Origin of the sequence: Mesorhizobium silamurunense, from assembly GCF_014843825.1 — a bacterium.
Classification (GTDB): Bacteria; Pseudomonadota; Alphaproteobacteria; order Rhizobiales; family Rhizobiaceae; genus Mesorhizobium; species Mesorhizobium silamurunense.
This window is the reverse complement of the sequence record NZ_JHQR01000204.1, coordinates 1-20,118: the sequence shown is the minus strand read 5'-3', so window position 1 is coordinate 20,118 and position 20,118 is coordinate 1. Positions and strand designations below refer to the sequence as shown.

The window sequence follows — 20,118 nt, the reverse complement described above, 5'->3', positions numbered from 1 at the left end:
GGACGCTCAGTATTCCTCGTTGAGCGCGTCGACGGCGGGGATTTCCCGCGAGCGACGATCGATATACGCGCGCAATTCCTCGTCCTTCGCAACGTCGAGCTTAGGTTCTTCATATTCGGCCAGAAGGCGGCGCGCATGATCGAGCGCGCGTTGCTTGATGTCCTTGGAGCCATCAGCGTACCACTGCTCGATCGAGTTATTGTCGAAGAGTTTCGGGATAAAGAAGGCTTTCTCGAAGTTCGCCTGTGTATGCGGATGTCCAAAGTAATGGCCGCCGGGCCCGACATCACGGACCGCAGCCAGGGCTTCATCAAAGTCGTCCCACTGGATGCCTTGCGTCATGCGATAGCCCATGGCGCAGACTTCGGCGTCGACGACGAACTTTGCGATCGAGCAGTGCATGCCGGCTTCATTCCAGCCAGCCGAATGCCAAATGTAGTTTGCGCCTGACATCAGCACGGCCATCATCGTCATCGCACTTTCATAGCCAGCTTGCGCATCGAAGATCTTGGCGCCGCCAAGCAGGTTGGAGGTACGCCAGGGGACGTTGTAGCGGCGAGCCATTTGGCCGATCATGAAGTTCATGAGCGAGATTTCCGGCGTTCCCGCCATCGGCGCTCCCGATTGCATCGAGACGGTCGACAGGTAATGCCCATAGATCGCAGGGCAGCCCTTGCGTACCACCTGCGTGTAGGCGAGTGCCGAAAGCGCCTCCGCATTGAGCTGCGCAACTGCCGCTGCGGTGGAGGCTGGCGTGTTCGCGCCGCCGAGAACGAAGGGCGAGCACAACACGGGTTGATTGCGCCGGCAGAAAGCACGCATGCCGCCCAGCATGACCTGGTCCCACACCAGCGGCGAATTGCCGTTGCAGTTTCCGGTGGTCACTGCATGCTTCTCGAGGAAGCCTTCGCCGAAAAGGATCTCGCACATATCGAGTACGTCCTCGGCGTTCTTGGGCGAGGTGGTCATGCCCATGAATATCTTGTCGGAGTGCTTTATTGACGAATAGGTGATGTGCAGGTGCCGATGCGCGACAACAATGTCCATTGGCTCGACGATGTGGTGCGCCGATGAATGCAGCGCCGGCATCATGTGCGCAAGCTTGTGGAAGGTCCCAAGGTCCGCGATCGTCGGGCCACGTCTGACGTCATCGAGGTCGCGCATGTAAGGCGCGCCGGTCATCGGCACGAAGATGGATTTGTCGCCTCCGAGCTCGACATTCTTCGCCGGATCCCGCGCGAAATATTCGACATTGGGGGGAATGGTCTTGATGAGCTCCATGATCAGACCGCGATCGAGATGAACGCGGTCATCCGCGAACACGTCCGCTCCGGCTCTCTTCCAGTCCTCAATCGCGATCGGATCGCGAAACACCACACCTACTTCTTCCAGGATCGCGAGAGAAGCCTCGTGAATGCGTTCAACCTGCTCGGCATCCATCGGCTCTATCACCGGCAGGTCCCGCTTCAGCGTGGGCAACATGTCGACCTTTGGCGCCGTACGGATCGTCCGCCGCGCTTCCCGCCCTCCTCTACGAGAAAGTAGTAGTTGAGCGGTCATGCCGGCCTCCAAAGAAAAAGCGGTGCGGGCCCGTGTGGACCGGCCCGAACTATTGCCGGAGGGGGTCGATTTGACCTACTGCAAAAGTCTCACGCGTCTGTTGACTAAAGCGCTACGGCACTCGGGCACTTCGACCATGCGGCTCTCGTCGGAGGCAGTTTCGTGGGGGCAGAAGCGGTCGCCGACTGCGCCTATTCGGTTTTGCGGTTCCAGAGGAAGAAGCGACTCCCGCCGAAGGCAACGTCACAGGAAGAGTGACGAGGCGCCTCCGCAATAAAGTCAATCGGGAGGCTATTTTTTTGCGACGACGAGCTTCTGCGGTTCCGTGCTAGCAGGTTTTTGCTTGGGATGTGGTGGGAGACCCTGCCAATGTTCTGAACCAATGCCCGAAATTTCAGCGGCTTGGCTCGATAGTAACAATCCGCATAAGGCAAAAATGGAAGACTGGGGGGAATGAGATATTGAAGTGATGCAGCACATTCCAACTTGACCTGACGCGTCACCGTATCTGGCTCAACGTCAAAATAGATGGCTCGCCTGACGCTCGAAGTTGCGCATCTGCGACGAACCCTCGGAAAAGCCGCTCATCCTGCATGTAGTCTAACTTTCGGCCCTTCCTGCCCGAAGGCCCGGTCAAGCCACCCCTTTGATTTAAGGCCGCGGTAATTCCGCGGACAACGCGCACTAGGAGTCCTGAAAATGGCAGCGTCGCTTACATTCTTCCCCGTCGATAACGGGGACATGGCCCTCATCAAGCTTGATAACGGCCAGCATATCCTCGTCGATATCAACATCCGCGCAACTGCGGACGATCCGGACGATGACACCTACGATGTCGCTGCCGATCTGAAGGAACGGTTGCCGCGCGATGACCAAGATAGGCTATATGTCGACGCGTTCCTGCTGTCCCATCCGGACGGGGATCACATTACAGGTCTGAGCAAGCACTTCTATCTCGGACCCCCGGAGGACTTCCCTGAGGATAACGAAGACGACCTAATCCTCATTAGGGAGATGTGGTCGTCCCCGATCGTGTTCCGGCGCGCCAGCGCCAACCACAAACTCGGCGACGAAGCGAAGGCTTGGAAGAAGGAGGCACGCCGTCGGGTCGCCCTTTATCGCGAGATCGGCTCCGACGTCGGCGACGGCGATCGCATCCTCCTGATGGGCAAGGATAAGGACGGCAAGACCGACGATGTGATGGACATCGTCGTCGGGCAGTACGAGATCATCACCCGAGTTAACCAGGGCAAAGAAGGCCAGTTCGAGGGACGACTGCTGGCGCCGATGGTGGTTGAGGACGACGACGAGGACCTGATTGACCTGCTCGAGAAGAACAACTCGTCGGTCATCGTTCGCTTTTCCATCGCCGGCGACGGCAACAAGGACATGTGCCGGTTCCTGACTGGTGGCGACGCCGGCGTCGCAATCTGGGAGCGGCTCTGGAACACCCTTGAGGAAGAAGGCAATACCGACTGGCTCAGCTACGATGTCATGGAGACGCCGCACCACTGTTCGTGGCGAACCCTGAGCTATGACCGCTGGTCGAAACTCGGCGAGAACGTCAAGGTCTGCGAGGAAGCCCGCAACGCCCTCTCGCAGATCCGCGATGGCGCCGTGATTGTCGCCAGTTGCAAGCCGATCAAGAAGGACGATTCCAATCCCCCGCACGAGCGGGCGAAACGGGAATATGTCTCCATGGTCGAGGGCGAAAGCGATCGGTTTATCTGCACCACCGAATATTCGGCGAACGAAGACCGCGCGCTGGAATTCAAAATCTACCACGCCGGGACGGCAAAGAAACTCGCGATGACAGCTAAGAAGACGGCGGCAGTGGTGGGCGTCAGCGGTATCGCGACGGCCGCGAGGGCCCACGGCCGCAAATGACCGCGCAGCAATTCGAGCGACACGCACAGCAGTTTGCGCGTGTCGCCGCCGACCATCGGCAGTGCGCGGAGGCGGGCATCATCGGCGTGGCCGACGATCATGCCCGCGTTTATGTCGTGCTCAGTGTCGAGATGCCCCTGCCCTATGCGTCCAAAGGGTCAAGCCCGAACGGCGTGAAGCTGCAGGAACGTGTCGAAATCCGCATCGCTGCCGACTACCCTTGGAAGAGTCCCTCGTTCTTTCTCCGGGAAGATTTTCCCCGTGACCTGCCGCATTTGTCGGCTGGCGGCGGAAAGTCGTTGCCGCGGCCTTGTCTCGTCGACGGTTCGATCGACGAGTATTTCAGCAGCTTTGGGCTAGTCGAGATTGGAATCCTTCAGGTGCTTTCGCAGATGGCGGTCTGGCTGGCCAAGGCCGCCGTCAACGGGCTGATGGATCCCGAGCACGGTTGGGAACCGGTCATGCGGCACGACCTAGACGACGTGGCGGTGGTTGACCCTGCGGCCGTCCGCGGCCGGGTCGGACGCGACGCCGGCGCGGTCTGGCTGAGATCCGATTTTTTCCGGTATCGATCAGGACAGGGTCGCCTCAGCGGGGACGAAGTCTACCTAACCATCAATGAGGAACTGGCGGCCTCCGTTGGCAAACTCGGCACCTTCCCCTTCGACATCAACGTGTCAGCTGCCGGTCATCCGTATGGGAAGACGATAACTGCGGTGTTCTGGGCCGCCGATAACGTCATTGCCAAAACGATCTTTCCAGAGACCATCGAGACGCTGGAGGACCTCGCCGCCAGAGCTAAGGAATTCGGTTTCGGCCCCGCTTTTGACGCTTTCTTGCGCCGGTTGGAAGAGCGATGGGAATCCGCCACATGGACGAGCCAAGGATCTCTGCCGATCGGAGTGATCTTTTGTGCGCGGCGGCCTTTCAAACTGATTGGCCGCGATTCGGGCATAGAGCTGCTGCCCTACATCTTCGACGTGTCACCACGGAAAAAAAGGGAAAACCTCTATGAGGGCCCAAGCGGCCGCCGTGCTGTCGCCGCGCGCCAGGTCGACAAGGTGTCCTTAACGTTGTTGCGGACGGTGTCGGCGTCGGCAGACCTCGGCAAGATCGCATTGATCGGGTGTGGCAGTGTGGGCTCGAAGGTGGGCCTGCATCTCGCGCGCGCCGGCGCAACGATTACAGCACTTGTCGACAAGGGCATCTTGCAGCCGCACAACATGGCGCGGCACGCGTTGGTAAGAGACGTCCTGCCGCTGGCCAAGGCAACCGAACTGGCATCGGAGTTGTCGAAGCTCGGCCAGAAGCCTCAAGTTTACTTGGATGATGCCGCCCGGGGGTTGGCGCAGGCCGCAAATCGCACGAAAATCGCGCCGGCAGGCACGAACTCAATCGTAAATACGACGGCGTCGCTCCTTGTAAGGGACGCCCTGTCCATAGTCCCGCCCGCGGATTTTCCCGCCCGTGTGACCGAGATCGCGCTGTTTGGGAGAGGAAAAGGCGCTTTTGTGCTGCACGAGGGACTGGGCAGAAATCCCACGCTGGCCGACTTGGAAGTCGAACTTAGCGCCAAGGCCACAGAGGTCGAAAGTGCTTTGCTGTTCGATGAAAAGTTTGGCCTTACCGAGATCCAGATAGGTGATGGCTGCGGTTCGCTGACCATGCCTATGACCGACGCGCGCCTTTCGGCCATGTCGGCGGCGGCCACTGAGGTGCTCGCAGATTTTGTCAGCCAGGACGCCGGCGGCGGCATCATCGCCGTCGGCACCCAAGACGCCAATTCGCCGACGACGACTTGGAGGTCGTTCGCCGTGCCGACGATGATCACGGTTTCCGTCGACGGCGCCGACTGGACCCTCAAGATTTCCGCCGACGTTGATAGACGCATCAGGGAAGAAATTGCCGTCTATCCACACGTCGAGACGGGAGGTTTAATGGTCGGCGCGTGCAGCGCCCGCACCAAGACGATTACAGTCGTCGACCTTCTGCCGGCACCGCCAGACAGCCAGCGCTCCAGCTCGCTGTTCGTTCTTGGCAAGCAGGGCCTCAAGGAGGCGGTGATGGAACGGCATCTCAAGAGCGGCAAGCGCCTGCTCGACGTGGGCACGTGGCATAGCCACCTCGCCGAGCAGGGCCCGTCGCCAACGGACTGGTGCACGGCAAAAGACCTCGCTGGCGAGCGATCCCCGCCCGCCGTCCTACTTATCGCAACACCCAGCGGGTATTGCAGCATCGTTCATGACCCCTCTAGGTGAACCATGGATTTTTTGGACACTTATTCAATAAAGGCTCGGCTCTTTCCGGCTTTGATCGCCGTTCTCCCTGCATTTGTTCTTTTCCTCCTTGCAGGGTCATGGAAGGATCCGGGGCTGCCAGAAGCCATGACAGCCTTGGGCATAGGTGTCTTGTTCTACGCCATGGCGGATCTCGCGCGCAGAGCAGGCCGGCATGTGCAGCGAAAGCTATTCAAGGAATCAGGTGGTTTCCCCGCAAACACCGAACTTAGCCATCTCGATACGACTTTGGATTCCGGCACGAGGGACCGGTTCCGCAACTTTCTCGCAAGACAGATAGGCAAGACTGCGCCGACGCGCGAGTCAGAAGTCGCTGACCCGGCCGGCGCCGCCCAGTTTTACGTGGAGTGCTATAACTACATGCGGAACAACACCTACGACACCGAACGCTTCCGTGTCCTTTTCAATGAAAACATCAGCTACGGCTTTAGAAGGAACCTCTACGGCTTGAAGCCATACGGCATTGCCATCAACCTGCTGGCGGTTTTGGCCGCATATGGGCTGTATCGTTACCAGCCGCCCTTTGCTACGCTCAGTCAGGGAAAGATTTTCATCCAGGGCGGCTTCGCGCTCTTCCACGCGCTTTACTTCATTTTTGCGGTGACCAGAGGTACCGTTCTGGACGCGTCGAAAACCTATGCCCGTCAGCTTACGATGTGTTGTGACGTGCTTATACGAGAGACAACAGCATAGCCGGGTTTGATGGGCGATCTTGCGGTTGGATCTCACTGGTAGCTAGACGTCGGGCAAAGGCTGCCAGTCTGCCGGCGCCTTATCGCGCTTCATCACTTCGATCGCGGCGGCGACTGGCCTGGCCTCGCCGTGGTTCTGGCAATCCTTATTGATCGCATCAACAGGCGATTTAGCGAGAAAGTTGATCCGACAGCCTGACAAAGAGAGGACTTCGCCTGTTTATGGAATCGGTAGCGGCAACTTTTTGGTACGGCCGCCGTCGATGACGTAGACCTGACCGGTCACGAAGGCACTCTCTGCCGAGGCAAGCCAGACTGCAAGATTTCCGACATCAGTGGGTTCGCCAAGACGCCCCACCGGATGCATGGCGAGCAGTTCTCTGCGGACGCGGGAGCTGTCGGCCATGCTGTCGATGTAGACCTCGCTGAGATCAGAATTGATCCAGCCCGGTGCAATGGCATTGCACCGGATTCCCTCGTGCCCATGATCGACCGCAACCGCTGCTGTGAATCCGTGAATCCCCGCTTTCGAGGCCGAATATGCAGGATGTCCCGGGTTGGACGCCAGGCCTTCGATTGAGCCGATATTGATGATACTTCCTCCACCTCGCTCCCGAAGATGTGGCATTACTGCCTTTGCCAGCAGGAATGGAGCCTTGAGATTGACGTCCATCATCCGATCCCAGTCCGCCTCGGTCATTTCCTCGACGGTCTTCTCGAACATGACCCCGGCGTTGTTCACCAAGATGTCCAGGCCACCAAAGCGTTCGACAATAGTCTCGACGGCTGATCGAATGTCGTCGGAATTTGCGAGATCCGCCTTCACATAGATCGTTCGATCATCAAGCAACGCCTCAGGCGGCGAATTTCTCTGCACAATGGCAACTCTCGCTCCCTCTCCCACAAACCGCTGTGTGATACCAGCACCGATACCCCGTCCGCCGCCTGTGATGATTGCAATCTTGCCGGCCAGTCTGTCAGCCATGGGTGCCCTCAATAGACAGGCTTTGCGCCGTTCACTTCGACCGCCGAGCGTGCGATGGAGCGGGCGGCGTCGGAACATAGGAAGAATACCACGTCAGCTATGTCTTCTGGCTCGGCGATCCGGCCTAGCGGCACCGTGTTGTTGGGCTCCGCTATGGCTGTGCCAGGATTGAAGCCGCGCCGGGCAAAACCGGTGCGTAGCATCGGGGCGCTCACTTCATTGGGGCACACGGCGTTGACCCGTATTCCATCACCTGCATGGTCGCGGCCAAGACATCTTGAAAACGCGGCCACGGCTGCTTTGCCAAGGCAGTGCGCTGCGTGCCCAGTCCCGGGATAAAGCTCCCAGCAGGATGCGACGTTCACGATCGCGCCGCCGCCATGGCCCTTCATGTGGCTTATAGCTTTCCGGCAAGTATGGGATATCGATGTCAGGTTAATCTCGAACGTCCGCTCCCAATCGTCGTCGGTCGCCTGGAGAATGTCTCCTGGCGTGATTATTCCGGCGTTGTTGACGAGCACGTCCAGGCGCCCTGTGGCCTGGACGGAATACTCGATCAAATCCTCGCAATAGCCATTGTTTCTGAGGTCTCCGGCCTTGCTCCAGACATTCTGTCTGGTTCGGTTGAGTTCGGCCTCGAGCTTGTCCAGGCCAGCCTGTTCGGTATCGCCCGCAACCACTCGAAAGCCCTTCGCAACGAACTGTCTGGAGATCGCTTGCCCGATGCCTCCCGCCGCGCCAGTTATGACCGCAGTTTTCTTCTCAATGCCAGTCATAGCTCAAGCCATCACCAAAGGGATAATTCGGTTCATAATCTCTGAACGGCTGCGGAAGACCAGTGGGGCAGCCCTGCAAAAGTCTCACCCCCTTGTTGAGTTGCTGAGCGCAGACATCGCCCTGTATATGCTACGCTGCAGCCGCGTCGGACATTGATTGGACAGCGTCGCAGATCGCGAAGCATGGTTCGTACACTTTTGCTATGTTCCGCCGCACATGGGTTGGGGATCGCAGCCATAGTCAGTCGAAACGCAGGCTATCGCGTCGCCTTGCAAATGGTTTTCCGACACCTTGAGCATTGCTTGCTCTATTTGTCGCGCGGCGCGATTATCGAAGTGTTTGGAGCTTGAGATGGTTCGCCGCTATTACGACCTGCCGTCCCTGACTGCTTTGGCTGTTTTCGAGGCGTCTGCCCGGCACCTGTCATTCAAATTGGCTGCTGCGGAACTGAACGTTACTCCTGGCGCCGTCAGCCGACAGATCAAAGCGATCGAGGACGAACTGGGGGTTCCGCTGTTTACCCGATTGGGAACTGGTGTGGCGCTGACAAGCGCCGGCGAAGACCTCTATGGCGTGTTGGCCAGCGGTTTTTCGCGGGCCGCAGACATCGTCCGAAATGTGAAACGCGGCGACCGTTCCAAGAACGTCACGCTGGCGTGCACGGACGCCTTCGCGTCGACGTGGCTGATCCCGCGGATGCCGGACTTCTGGACACGGTACCAGGATATTGCCGTTGACCACCTTATCTCGGACAATCCTCGCGATTACCGCCGCGCCGAGGTCGAATTGCGCATTCGCTACGGGTTCGGATCGTGGTCGAATGAAGATGCTGAGCTCCTTTTCGATGAAACAATCTACCCGGTATGCGGGCCGGGGTTTGCAAGCAAGCATCGCGATGCAACGGCGGAGTCGTTGGCCGACCTCCCCTTGCTGCATGTTGATTGGGTGGATCCCGACTGGGCTGGCTGGGACGAGGTCTTACGGCGCGCGGGGGTCTCGCATGGGCCGACCCGCGGTCGGCGCTTCGGCAAGTTCTTCGTGGCACTTCAGGCCGCTCAAGCCGATCAAGGGGTGGCTGTTGGGTGGCACCGCCTTGTCAAGGCGCAGATTGACGAAGGGAAACTTGTCAGACTGACGGATCTTGAGCTCCCAGCCCCTGGCAGCTACTATCTCACCTGGTATGAAAATCGCACGCTTTCCCCTGCCGCCCAGAGCCTCCGTAGCTGGATCCGGGAAGCGGCGGCGCAAGAACGAGAAAGCTAAAGCTCCTTGCCGGCGCGCTTCTGCATCGCCCACAGCTTCAGCGGCGCTCCGATCGACATCAGCGGTTCTGGATAAAGCCGAACCGGGGCTGGCTCGTTCAGGGCGTCTGCAAGCATTGGCTCGTTGCTGCCGACTGCGAGATCGGCAGCCAGCATCCCATAGAGGGTGCCCTGCACCGTTCCCAGGCCATTGCAGCATCCAGCTACGAAGACTCTGTCTTCAATTTCGCCGAATGCGGGCGCGGAATTGAGGGAGAGACACAAGTGGCCTCCCCAGCGAAATTCCATCGGTACTTCACCCAGCATCGGGAAGCGCGCGTTGAACGATCGATCATGCACAGCGCCGATCCGACGGATCTGCCTCTCACTGGTGGACATGTCCGGATTATATGTGAAGGTATTGCGGACGACGATCCGGTCGCCGATCCTTCGGATGGTTGATCCCATCGGGTCAGCCGGGATCAAGCCCCAATGCGGTTTGCCGCCCAGAGCTGCCTGTTCATTCTTGGAGAGAGGCCTTGTCATGCTGGCGTAGGTGAACACATGCATCAGGCGCTTCTTGAAGAAACCAAAGCTTTCGAGATGACCGTTGACAGTCAGTATCAACCGCGGTGCGGTGATCTCGCCCTCAGCCGTCTTGGCAGTGTGTAGTTTGCCAGTCTGCAAAGATGTGACGGGCGAATTCTCGAATATCTGCACCCAGCGAGATAAACCTTCGGCAAGCCCACGGATGAAGCCGGCCGGCTGTGCCATCACCGTCCCCGGCGTGAAGGTGCCGCCGACGAAGAAGTCGGTTCCGGTGATTTCCTTCAACTGCGGCCCGTCGAGCCGCTCGAATGGCTCCCCTAGCCCCGTCAGGTGCTTTTCGAATTCGCCCAGGACAGCAACACCGTGGTCGGTTGCAGCTCCATGGTACTTGCCGGCCCGAACGAAGAACTTCTGCAACCCGTATTCGTCCGCCGCCGAACCAGAGAATTCGATCGCGGCCCGGTTCATACGGATGCGCTTGCGGTCGTGGTCTTGGCTTCCACCGTAATGCTCACTACCGAGCTCATGCGGAAGATCGATCATGAAGCCGGAGTTGCGCCCGGCAGCACCCCAGCCGACGCGCTGCGCGTCGACCACCACTATGCGCTCGTTCGGCACCAGTTGTGAGAGGCGCCGCGCGGCCGCCAAGCCAGCAAACCCAGCTCCTACAATGAGCCAGTCCGCTTTGTGACGGCCGCGCAGCACCTCTGGTGCCTTGGGAGGCGGCAGAATACCGTACCAGCCCGGCATGGATTTGTCCGCAGGCGTGCGGACAGCCTTATGATCGCTCATCGGTGCGAGCAGGCTAGTCTACCGAACGCGAGACGTTAGGATCGGAGATGTCCGCCCAGATCGTCTTGAGTTCGGTATATTGGTCGTGGGCATGCAATGACTTGTCTCGTCCCCCGAAGCCAGACAGCTTGAAGCCGCCGAAGGGAGTCGAGACGTCTCCTTCGCCGTAGCAATTGATGGTCACCGTCCCGGCGCGAATATCCCTTGCGATGCGATGTGCTTTGCCGAGGTTGGCGGTAAAAATCGACGCTGCAAGCCCGTATTGCGTATCGTTGGCGACCCGAAGCGCCTCGTCAGCATTGGCCACCTTGATTACCGACAGCACAGGACCGAAAATCTCTTCCCGCGCAATCGCCATTTCGGGCGTGACATCGTCGAATACGGTCGGCTCGATGAAGTAACCTTTGCCGTGCTTGTGGGCATTTCCGCCCGCCACGACCCTGGCGCCTTCCGCCCGCCCCTTCTTGATGTAGCCCATAATGCGGTCGAACTGTTCTTTCGACACAATGGCGCCCAGCCGATTGCCCGGGTCCAACGGCTCGCCCAAAGGCCATTCCTTGAGCTTGTGAAGGACGCGTTCCACCAAGCGGTCCTTGATCTTCTCATGGACGATCAGGCGGGAATTGGACGAGCAGTTCTCGCCCATGTTCCAGAAGACACCCTGAGTGACGTGCTGTGCGACAACGTCCAAATTCTCGGCGTCATCGAGGACGATGCAAGGGTTCTTCCCGCCGCATTCGAGCACGATGCGCTTGAGGTTGGACTTGGCGGAATATTCCAAAAACTTCCGGCCGATATCGGTCGAACCGGTGAAGGCGACCATATCGATGTCCTCATGCATACCAAGCGCCTTGCCGGTGATCTCGCCGGGGCCGGTGACGATCTGCAGGACACCTCGCGGCAACCCGGCCTCATGCGCCAACTCCGCAATGCGAAGCGTGGACATGCTGGTCTGCTCAGCCGGCTTGACAATGACGGAGTTGCCCGTCGCAAGTGCCGGACCGATCTTCCAGGCAAGCATCAGGATCGGGAAATTCCAGGGCAGAACGCAGGCTACCACGCCCAGCGGCTGGCGCACGATCATCGAAACGACGTCATCGCCAGAAGGCGACGTCTGACCGTAGAGCTTGTCGGTGGCTTCCGCGTGCCATTCCAGGCAGTGCAGAGCCTCAGGGATGTCTATCGTTTCGACGTCGTAGATAGGCTTGCCACTTTCGAGCGTCTCAAGCACGGCAAGCTCATGGGCATTTCGCTCCATCAGCTTGACGAGGCGCCGCAGAACGCGCTTGCGCTCGCTCGGATGCGCACGCGACCAGGCGCCCGATTCAAATGCCAGCCGTGCTTTCTCGACAGCAAGATCGACATCGGCCTGACCACAGGAGGCGATCCTTGCAATCACCTGCCCCGTCGCCGGATTGATGGTTTCGAAAGTGTCGCCCGATTCCGCCGCCCGCGCCATGCCGTCGATCACCGCGTTTGTCGGCAGCGGCAGGCTGACAGCCAGGTTCTTGTACTCATCACGCGTTAATAGCGATGACATTCTCGGAAGCCCTCTTTTGGGATTTTGCAGTGATGGACGCGATGACTGCCTTAAGGGTGCGGATCGTCGACTCGAGTTCCCGCTTCTGTTCGTCGCCGAGTGCCCGCATCGGCCGGCGCACAGGCCCAGCCGGTAATCCGGCCAATTCGCACCCGAACTTGATGCTCTGGACGAACTTGCCGCCTTGTTCGAGAAGCCTCATCAGAGGCAGAAGCGCCGACATGATCTGCCGGCCCTTTGTGAAGTCCTTCTCGATCACGCAGGCTTCGTACAGCGCGAGATGCTCAGCCGGCAGGCAGTTCCCAGCTCCACAGACCCAACCTCTGGCACCCCAGGCGAAGAATTCAAGCGCCTGATCATCCATGCCGCAGAACAGGTCGATATGCGGATAATCACGAGCCAGTGCGTGCAACTGGTTCATGCTGCCGCTGGATTCCTTGATGGCACAGAAATTGGAGCTGCGGCCGACTCGGTCCAGGAACTCGAGATCCATCATCGTGCCGGTACGTCCGGGATAGTTGTACAGCATCACCGGTAAATTGGCGGCCTTGTCGATCGCAAGCGCATGATTGGCAAGTTCGAGCTGCGTGGGAACAGCGTAGTAAGGCGAGCCGATCAGGATGCCGTCGTACCTCAGGTCCTTTGCAACCAGCGCATATTCAATGCAGTCCTCAGTGCGAATGGCGCCGACGCCGGCGATCAGGGGCGCCTTCCCCTTCACCACGCTCCTGGCAAGCTTAAGCAGGCTGACACGTTCGTCGCGTGACTGGGCGTAGTACTCGCCTGTTGTGCCACCGACGATAATACCGTGAACGCCTGTCGCGACCAGGTGCTCGACCATGACGCAGAACCCGTCACGGTCGATCGATCCGTCCGCATGAAAGGGCGTTGTGACGGGCGGAATAACGCCTTTGAACGACATCTGCCTCGCTCCAATGTGGGCTACAGGTCAGTGTTATATGCAAGCTGAGGGGCGGGAACAGCGGAAATAAAGTCACCTGGCAGGCAACTTTTTTGCGGTTCTGGTGCGCTGAGCGAGGACGACCAAATGCTGCTCGAAGCGCATGCAACCCGGTGTGAACCAAATTAGCAGCAGTCGTCGTCTGGTGGCGAAACGGCCCTACGACTTAGATTGATAAGCGATGCCCCACTACCACTCGCAGCCAAAGACAGGACGAGCCCTTCTCCACTCGTCGGGCATTCATTGTATTAGCAGTAGCGAGGAAACCTTCACTGGATTTGTCTCACATGGATTTCTCTTTCCGCCAATTCGTTGAATGCACTTTAGTTTTATGTCTGATTTTGCCGCGTGGCCGCAAGCCCCTTGATCATTCGAGTCCGCTGGCGCACCAGCAGATCGCGCCCGGAACAGAACGCGGATCCTGCTGCGATTATTCCATCAGTCTGACGCCACATGCCGCATGGAGAATAAATGCGGCCTCGGCACTCACGGCAGCGCGTCCTGATCAAGTATCGTGATATACTTGTCGACCTTTCGATCTGAGATCGAACAGTTCAAGAACGATGTACTTGATTCTTTCTTTCTCGATCCTCGCGATCCAGAACGTGTTGACTAGGATTGAGACCGGAGTGGCCACGCCGATGACGTAAGCAAGCTGCACCTCGTAGACTCCGCAAGTCTGCTAGCCACGATACTCTACGCAACGTCCTGGGCCGCATAGCCGAGCGGTCAACTTTGGATGGGTCGTTGACCGGAAAGACGACCGGACATGAAGGGAGTACTTCGGAACTTTGAGAGAGGAACTCGGGGCGCTCGTGAACGCGCAGCATTTGTTGCACGGCTGGTCGACCTGAAGCGTATCGAGCAGGCCGAAACAGAACAATCTAATCCGGGACTGACGCCAGGGTTGTCCTCAAGATAATTGCCAATATCTGCATGATTTTTACTGTATAATTCTTAACTCCTAGGGGCATTGGTGGTCCAGCTCTCTTTGACGGCAAATCAATTATCAATGCGAGACGCGTCACTTGTAAGGGGAACGAGACCGGCCAACTTCTGATCCAGCGACGATAACCTCGACCAACGCAGGCATGCACTCGTGAAATCCCGGGGATGTTCCTAGCCTAGTTTCCGTCCATAAACGTGCGTATTTCTCAGCGTTTACAAGATCTTGTGCTGACCTGAACGGCGCCTTTGACGGGCATGGACCGGATCAAGAGCACTAATTGTCGACAAGATGGTGTCATCGGCACGATCAGGCACACGCCACCGTGGGCGGCGTTTGCCGGCTGAGACAGCAGCAATGCCGAGTTAGGATCAGGTTGACTGGAGGCGAGTGAAGAGGACGAGGTTGTAAGCCACGACCGAGGACCAGACGTAGGTCTTGAAGTGGTCAAGTCCGCGCCAGGTGCAGCGTGCCAAGCCGTAAGCGCGTTTGAGGCAAGAGATGCCAGCTTCGATGCCGGCACGGAAGTTGCGTAGCTTGCGATAGACCCACTTGCTTCTGACCATGTCCTCGATCCGGAGGTCGGCTTTCTTGTGGAAGGCCATGTCGGAGACGGCCCACGCCTTCGCCGTGGCCAGGTTGTTGCGCGTGGCGAAGCCGCCATCGGCCGCCGCTTGCCGCGGCGCTTGCCCATAGAAGGCGATGCGGCGCTCCAGCATCGGCAGCAAGCGGTCACTGTCGGCCGGGTTGCCTGCTTCGATCACCAGATCGAGGATCAGGCCGCTCCTGCCGGTGGTCAGGTTGAGTTTGTGGCCGTACTCGGTGTCGCGGCTGCCTTTGACGATGATATCGGCATGCGGCTCGACGGCTGACCAACTTCTCGCCGGCCGGCACCGGCTCGCCGGCCAACCCCCGCCGCTCGCTCTGTCTGATGATGCGTTCGATCATCGGCCGATAGTGACGAACCTGGAGCTGCCACAGTGCGATGAGCGGAGTGCTCGCCATGGCCAATCGCTCGGTCGCCTGCTTCAGATAGGCCAAGGTCGTGCGGGTGATTGCGATCAACTCGCGGTAGAGATGGACCCGATTGGGTCGACCGCGCGTGAACTGGATCTTGCGGGCGCGCTTCTTGGCTGCCCGGCAATGATCGCGCCATGATGAACCGGAGCCGCCGACCAAGGTATCGGCCCGCTTCAGAAGGCGTACCATGACCCGCACTGCATCCCAAAGCAGGCTGCTGTCGCTCGGCTCGTGCATGAGTGCCGAGGTCGCGGTGCTGTCCAGCCGCACGACCGTGCCGTCTTCGAGCTTCGCCTCCCGAGCGGCCGACAGCAGTGTCCGATTGATCTGTTCCCAAGTCTCGGGCCGGATCGCGCTAATCGTCTTTTGTAGCACCGACTTCTGTGGGCTCCACGACCATGGCAGGCGGGCAAAGGCGCGAAACGAGGCGGAGTCCTCAAGGTGGAACGCCAGTTCCTGGTAGCTCAGTTGCCTGTACTGCTTGAGGATCGCGCAGCGCAACACCGCTTCGCCCGGCAAGCCCTGCCGCCCGGTGGCCTTGACGCCGACCCGAACCAAATCGCGGGCCACCATACCGAGCAGATCGCGATGCTCGTCCAGCCATTGCGACATCGCCTTCAACTCGTGGCCGATCTCGTGCGTGGCGAAAACATCGAATATGCTGGCTTGGACGGTGCGTTCTTGGCGCATTGTCGGCTCCGGCGGTGGCAGGTTTTGGACTCAGTGGCATGATCCAAGATACCTGAAACCGCCGGACCTTGCTCCCGCAAAGCTACGATTCATTCAATAAAATCAAATATTTGCCGTTTGTGGATGGAAACTAGCCTAAAGCATTTGGAAAAGTGCGGTGCCGACGTGAACCCAATTGCTCACCAGCGGCAGCCATGTGCCTTCGATAAATCGCTTGGCACGATCAACTCTCAGTATGAGGTGGTACTTGGTGGGTAAGGCACCGATATGGGTCGCAAAAAAGACGTTCGAGCTGACGCCTCGAAACGCCTATCCGCTTTCAGCGGCTCAAACGTTGGGAGTGGAAACTCTATGTTCTCCTCCATGCTCTTTATCGCGGCGGCAAGGCTTTCGCTCGCGGCCTGAGCGACTTGTCTGAGGGCTCGGACTGCGACGCAGACCCTCCAGCGTCGCATTCCGACAGGCTCGCGGCGGCTGCGCGGCAGGAACGGCCCCATAAGGCACGTGCGCGAGCGGCTCACATCGCCTTTCTGAACTCTAGCAGGCTGTTGAAAAAGTGGCTCGCAGCGAGGCTGTGAGCGTGATTCAGTGTCTCCGGAGAGATTCGGAGAACGAGGCATGCGCGGCGGAGACGAACGGTCTGGCGAACTGTTCAGTTATGTTGATCTCGAGGCTCGGGTGCGGCGCGATCATCCGTTGCGCCGCATTCGGGCGATTGTGAACGAGGCGCTGGCAGCGGCGGAGCGGGACTTGGCGGCGCTGTATTCGCCGATGGGGCGGCCTTCGATGCCGCCGGAAAAGCTGCTGCGAGCGATGCTGCTACAGGCGTTCTACTCGATCCGCTCGGAGCGGCTTTTGATGGAGCGGCTGGAATACGACCTTCTGTTCCCCTGGTTCGTCGGCATCGGCGTCGATGACGCGGCCTGGGACCATTCGGTGTTCTCAAAAAACCGCGACCGGTTGCTGGAAGGTGATATCGCGGCGAAATTCTTAGGCGCAGTGCTGGCGCAGCCTAGGGTGAAGAAGCTTCTGTCGACCGACCACTTCTCGGTCGATGGCACACTGATCGAGGCGTGGGCATCGATGAAGAGCGTCAAACCGAAGGACGGCCCAAGCGGTGGTCATGGCGAACCGCCGGCTGAAGGGGGCGGGCGCAATGCCGAAGCGGACTTCCATGGCCACAAGCGTTCGAACGACACGCATGCCTCGACCACCGATCCGGATGCCAGGCTCTACCGAAAGGGGCAAGGCAAGGAGGCCAAGCTATGCTTCATGGGACATGGCTTGATGGAGAACCGCCACGGCCTGCTGGTCGACGCCTGCCTGACACTGGCCGACGGACATGCTGAGCGGGTGGCCGCACTGCACATGATCGAACCTCGAGCGGAGCGGCCACAGGCGATCACGCTCGGCGCCGACAAGGCCTACGACGCGGAAGACTTCGTCAATGAGCTGCGCTCGATGAGGGTGACGCCGCATGTAGCGCAGAACACGAGCGGTCGCAGTTCCGCGATCGACGGGCGCACGACGCGGCATGGCGGCTATGCCGTCAGCCAGCGCATCAGGAAGCGCATCGAAGAGGCATTCGGTTGGGTCAAGGTCGTAGCCGGCCAGCACAAGACCAGGTTCCGCGGTCGCGACCGTGTCGGATGGGCCTTCACCTTCGCAGCCGCTGCCTACAATCTGGTGCGACTGCCAAAGCTCATGGCGGAGACCGGCTGATGGCCAAGGCTCCCGGCTTTGCCAAGGCCTTTGCCGGCCGCCGGCGCATCGTCGAGATGGATGTTTGGGATAACGACTTCCTCGATCTCGTCGAGGAAGCGCATCTGACATTCAAAGGCTCGGCGGATGGCGAGATCGCCTTCGGCGCACTCAAGGGCTTCCTCGATGTCCGATATGGCACCCGCGATGGCTCAGCCTGCGCGGAATTCTCATGGGAGGGGCATGATGAGAACGACCCAGCCTGTGGCCGCGGCTGGGTCGTCTTTGGAACTGCAGGCCGCCTCGTCGGCCACTTCTACATCCACAACACCGACGATTCAGGCTTCGTTTGCGAAAGAGCCTGACTTCTTCAACAGCCTGCTAGCGCCTGCAGCTCGAACAGGCGGCTATAAATGCCGCCCTTGAGACGGATCAGCGTGGCATGATCACCCTCCTCGATAATACGGCCGCGGTCAAATACAAGCAGCCGGTCGAGCTTGCGCACCGTCGAGAGCCGGTGCGCAATCACCAGCGTCGTCCTGCCGACCATCAGCCGCTCCATCGCCTTTTGGATAAGTACCTCCGACTCCGAGTCCAGGCTCGATGTCGCCTCATCAAGGATCAGGATCGGAGCTTTGGCCAGGAAAGCGCGCGCGATCGCAACCCGCTGACGTTCGCCGCCAGAAAGCTTCATGCCCCGTTCGCCGACCAGCGTGGCGTAGCCTTTCGGGAAGCGTCTAATAAACTCGTGCGCGCTCGCGAGCCGCGCCGCTTGTTCAATCTCTGCTTGGCTTGCGCCGGGGCGGCCGTAGGCGATATTTTCGGCGAGCGATCGATGAAACAAGATAGGGTCCTGCTGGACGATCGCGATCTGGGAGCGCAGCGAATCCTGAGCTACGATCGAGATATCCTGTTTATCGATAAGGATCCGACCATCGCTCAGGTCGTAAAGCCGCTGGATAAGCTTCACAAAGGTGGTCTTGCCGGAGCCGGACGGCCCGACCAGACCAACTTTTTCGCCCGGCTCAATAGAAATCGATAAGTCGCTGTAGAGCGGCGGTTGTTGCTTGCCGTATTGGAAATGGACATTCTCGAATTCGATCCTACCCTTTGCGATCCGGATTGGGCGCGCCTCCGGACGATCCGCCACCCCGAGCGGCTGGCCTTGGATTTTGACTAGATCCTGCATTTCGTTGACCGAGCGTTGCACGTTGCGCACATCCGTGCCCAGATTGCGCAAATAGCCCCGCAGCACAGAGACAGAGGTGAGCACAAATGCCATATCGCCCGGGCTCGCTTGGCCACGAGACCAAAGAAGCAGAGAATAGCCAATAATCGACAGCCATAGGCCTATCAGCGTGATATCCCGAGCCGTGCCAGCCATGATTGCACGCACCCAAGCTCGGCGCATTCGCCGTCGCCATTTGGCGATCACCCTCGCGAAGCGTTCATCTTCACGTAGCTCGCCGCCGAAGCTTTTGATCACTGCATTACAGCCGATCGCGTCCGCGATCACGCCGCCGAGCCGGGTGTCCCAGCAGTTGGCGAGGCTCGCCGCCGGCGCGACGTAGCGGAGCGACAACACGACCGTCAGGTAGGTATAGAGGACAGAACTTGAAGCGATAATCAGAGCCATTCCCGGCCAATACCAGCCGAGCAGTATCGCCGAACCGACCAGCATGATCAGCGAAGGAAATAACTCAAGGAATATCGTATCGTTGAGCACGACAAGCGCCGAAATACCGCGCATGATCTTGCGTACCGTTGAGCCGGCGAAGTTGTTGGCATGCCAGTCGGTCGAAAAGCGCTGAACGCGATGAAATGCTTCGCTCGCAATCCCCGCCGCCATGGTGAGTGTGAGATCGGTCACGCCGGTTAAGGCGACGTGACGCATGACGACGGCAACCAGAGTAAGCGCCATCAAAATCAACAAGGTACTGATCGCGACATTCCAGACAGTCTCCTCTGTGGCCACCCCCTTGGCAACGGCATCGACGAGTGTGCCACAGTAGACCGGTGTCAGAACGTCAGCCACCGTGGCCACAACCATCGCCGTCGTCACGATAGTAAGCCGCGTCGGCTGCCCCATCCAACGCTGAGCGGTGAAAGCAAGGACGCTAGGAAAAATGCTGCAGTCCGGATCTTTGCGGAAGCGATTCATAGTCCGTACGACCGCATCAAAACGGTAGCCCCCCGAAATGGAAACCAAAATGCGAGGAAGAGAACGTGTGTCTCACGCCGATATCTCACACGGGATCTTACAGGCTGCTTCCTTTAACCGCGATGTCCTCAGACATGGCGGTGACCTTAGCATTGTCAGTGATTTGCGGGCGCAAAGATCCTGCAAATTTATTGGAAGGTTTTGTTGCAAGTAAGATTGGCCAGCTGCTGGTCATGACCCGCTTCGCCGGAAAGGTCGCTTTGGTGACCGGCGCCAGTAGCGGCCTTGGGGCGGCAATCGCCGACCGGCTTGCCGGCGA

14 protein-coding genes and 2 pseudogenes are annotated in these 20,118 nt (G+C 59.1%); 7 read left to right on the top strand and 9 right to left on the bottom strand.

What is annotated here, in order from left to right:
- Positions 1-6: 6 nt before the first annotated feature.
- A complete protein-coding gene (locus tag DH10_RS22705) occupies positions 7-1,560 on the bottom strand; it encodes a trimethylamine methyltransferase family protein (RefSeq protein WP_192385362.1) in 1,554 nt (517 codons plus the stop codon).
- A gap of 699 nt (positions 1,561-2,259) precedes the next feature.
- Between DH10_RS22705 and mblB the strand changes: the two genes are divergently transcribed.
- The 3 genes from mblB to DH10_RS22690 are packed head-to-tail and all read left to right on the top strand — an operon-like array spanning position 2,260 to position 6,437.
- Positions 2,260-3,447 carry an anti-phage 6A-MBL system MBL-fold protein gene (mblB, locus tag DH10_RS22700; protein WP_192385349.1) on the top strand — a complete coding sequence of 396 codons (1,188 nt, stop codon included), beginning with the start codon at positions 2,260-2,262 and terminating at the stop codon, positions 3,445-3,447.
- Positions 3,444-5,705, top strand: coding sequence for an anti-phage 6A-MBL system cap2_3 protein (locus DH10_RS22695; protein WP_192385348.1), 2,262 nt, complete (start codon positions 3,444-3,446; stop codon positions 5,703-5,705). The genes mblB and DH10_RS22695 overlap by 4 nt, the downstream gene beginning before the upstream one ends.
- Before the next feature lie 3 nt (positions 5,706-5,708).
- On the top strand, positions 5,709-6,437 hold the full coding sequence (locus DH10_RS22690) for a hypothetical protein (protein WP_192385347.1): 729 nt from the start codon (positions 5,709-5,711) through the stop codon (positions 6,435-6,437).
- 219 nt (positions 6,438-6,656) lie between these two features.
- Here the strand turns inward: DH10_RS22690 and DH10_RS22685 are convergent, their stop codons facing one another.
- The gene (locus tag DH10_RS22685) at positions 6,657-7,421 is read right to left on the bottom strand and encodes an SDR family NAD(P)-dependent oxidoreductase (RefSeq protein WP_192385346.1); all 765 of its coding nucleotides are present in this window, start codon (positions 7,419-7,421) and stop codon (positions 6,657-6,659) included.
- A gap of 8 nt (positions 7,422-7,429) precedes the next feature.
- Positions 7,430-8,197, bottom strand: a complete 768-nt coding sequence (locus DH10_RS22680; RefSeq protein ID WP_192385345.1) for an SDR family NAD(P)-dependent oxidoreductase — start codon at positions 8,195-8,197, stop codon at positions 7,430-7,432.
- 352 nt (positions 8,198-8,549) lie between these two features.
- Here DH10_RS22680 and DH10_RS22675 point away from each other — a divergent pair, with 352 nt between their 5' ends.
- A complete protein-coding gene (locus tag DH10_RS22675) occupies positions 8,550-9,461 on the top strand; it encodes a LysR substrate-binding domain-containing protein (RefSeq protein WP_192385344.1) in 912 nt (303 codons plus the stop codon).
- On the opposite strand, the gene DH10_RS22670 is transcribed toward DH10_RS22675, so the two are convergent.
- From DH10_RS22670 to DH10_RS22650, 5 genes and pseudogenes are all read right to left on the bottom strand, one after another.
- Positions 9,458-10,780 (bottom strand): NAD(P)/FAD-dependent oxidoreductase, encoded by a 1,323-nt coding sequence (locus DH10_RS22670; RefSeq protein ID WP_192385343.1) that lies wholly within the window; start codon positions 10,778-10,780, stop codon positions 9,458-9,460. The genes DH10_RS22675 and DH10_RS22670 overlap by 4 nt on opposite strands.
- Positions 10,781-10,793: 13 nt before the next feature.
- On the bottom strand, positions 10,794-12,320 hold the full coding sequence (locus DH10_RS22665) for an aldehyde dehydrogenase (protein ID WP_192385342.1): 1,527 nt from the start codon (positions 12,318-12,320) through the stop codon (positions 10,794-10,796).
- A complete protein-coding gene (locus DH10_RS22660) occupies positions 12,298-13,242 on the bottom strand; it encodes a dihydrodipicolinate synthase family protein (protein WP_192385341.1) in 945 nt (314 codons plus the stop codon). The genes DH10_RS22665 and DH10_RS22660 overlap by 23 nt, the downstream gene beginning before the upstream one ends.
- Before the next feature lie 544 nt (positions 13,243-13,786).
- On the bottom strand, positions 13,787-13,918 hold the full coding sequence (locus tag DH10_RS37145) for a hypothetical protein (protein WP_343221605.1): 132 nt from the start codon (positions 13,916-13,918) through the stop codon (positions 13,787-13,789).
- A gap of 680 nt (positions 13,919-14,598) precedes the next feature.
- Positions 14,599-15,937 (bottom strand): annotated as a pseudogene (locus DH10_RS22650) (ISNCY family transposase).
- Between the two features lie 618 nt (positions 15,938-16,555).
- On the opposite strand from DH10_RS22650, the gene DH10_RS22645 reads away from it, so the two are divergent.
- Positions 16,556-17,659 carry an IS5 family transposase gene (locus DH10_RS22645; protein WP_192385340.1) on the top strand — a complete coding sequence of 368 codons (1,104 nt, stop codon included), beginning with the start codon at positions 16,556-16,558 and terminating at the stop codon, positions 17,657-17,659.
- Positions 17,659-18,003 carry a hypothetical protein gene (locus DH10_RS22640; RefSeq protein WP_192385339.1) on the top strand — a complete coding sequence of 115 codons (345 nt, stop codon included), beginning with the start codon at positions 17,659-17,661 and terminating at the stop codon, positions 18,001-18,003. Before DH10_RS22645 ends, DH10_RS22640 begins: the two co-directional genes overlap by 1 nt.
- A 5-nt stretch (positions 18,004-18,008) precedes the next feature.
- Here DH10_RS22640 and DH10_RS22635 read toward each other — a convergent pair whose 3' ends face one another.
- Positions 18,009-19,799 (bottom strand): ABC transporter ATP-binding protein, encoded by a 1,791-nt coding sequence (locus DH10_RS22635; protein ID WP_192385338.1) that lies wholly within the window; start codon positions 19,797-19,799, stop codon positions 18,009-18,011.
- A gap of 134 nt (positions 19,800-19,933) precedes the next feature.
- On the opposite strand from DH10_RS22635, the pseudogene DH10_RS36335 reads away from it, so the two are divergent.
- A pseudogene (locus tag DH10_RS36335) lies at positions 19,934-20,118 on the top strand (hypothetical protein); the annotation flags it as partial.

What these genes read in the sequence shown, in the direction of transcription:
- DH10_RS22635 (WP_192385338.1), bottom strand. Translation starts at nt 19,799, where the DNA reads ATGAATCGCTTCCGCAAAGATCCGGACTGCAGCATTTTTCCTAGCGTC.
- DH10_RS22645 (WP_192385340.1), top strand. Translation starts at nt 16,556, where the DNA reads ATGCGCGGCGGAGACGAACGGTCTGGCGAACTGTTCAGTTATGTTGAT.
- DH10_RS22685 (WP_192385346.1), bottom strand. Translation starts at nt 7,421, where the DNA reads ATGGCTGACAGACTGGCCGGCAAGATTGCAATCATCACAGGCGGCGGA.
- DH10_RS22690 (WP_192385347.1), top strand. Translation starts at nt 5,709, where the DNA reads ATGGATTTTTTGGACACTTATTCAATAAAGGCTCGGCTCTTTCCGGCT.
- DH10_RS22665 (WP_192385342.1), bottom strand. Translation starts at nt 12,320, where the DNA reads ATGTCATCGCTATTAACGCGTGATGAGTACAAGAACCTGGCTGTCAGC.
- DH10_RS22640 (WP_192385339.1), top strand. Translation starts at nt 17,659, where the DNA reads ATGGCCAAGGCTCCCGGCTTTGCCAAGGCCTTTGCCGGCCGCCGGCGC.
- DH10_RS22680 (WP_192385345.1), bottom strand. Translation starts at nt 8,197, where the DNA reads ATGACTGGCATTGAGAAGAAAACTGCGGTCATAACTGGCGCGGCGGGA.
- mblB (WP_192385349.1), top strand. Translation starts at nt 2,260, where the DNA reads ATGGCAGCGTCGCTTACATTCTTCCCCGTCGATAACGGGGACATGGCC.
- DH10_RS22675 (WP_192385344.1), top strand. Translation starts at nt 8,550, where the DNA reads ATGGTTCGCCGCTATTACGACCTGCCGTCCCTGACTGCTTTGGCTGTT.
- DH10_RS22670 (WP_192385343.1), bottom strand. Translation starts at nt 10,780, where the DNA reads ATGAGCGATCATAAGGCTGTCCGCACGCCTGCGGACAAATCCATGCCG.
- DH10_RS22660 (WP_192385341.1), bottom strand. Translation starts at nt 13,242, where the DNA reads ATGTCGTTCAAAGGCGTTATTCCGCCCGTCACAACGCCCTTTCATGCG.
- DH10_RS22705 (WP_192385362.1), bottom strand. Translation starts at nt 1,560, where the DNA reads ATGACCGCTCAACTACTACTTTCTCGTAGAGGAGGGCGGGAAGCGCGG.
- DH10_RS22695 (WP_192385348.1), top strand. Translation starts at nt 3,444, where the DNA reads ATGACCGCGCAGCAATTCGAGCGACACGCACAGCAGTTTGCGCGTGTC.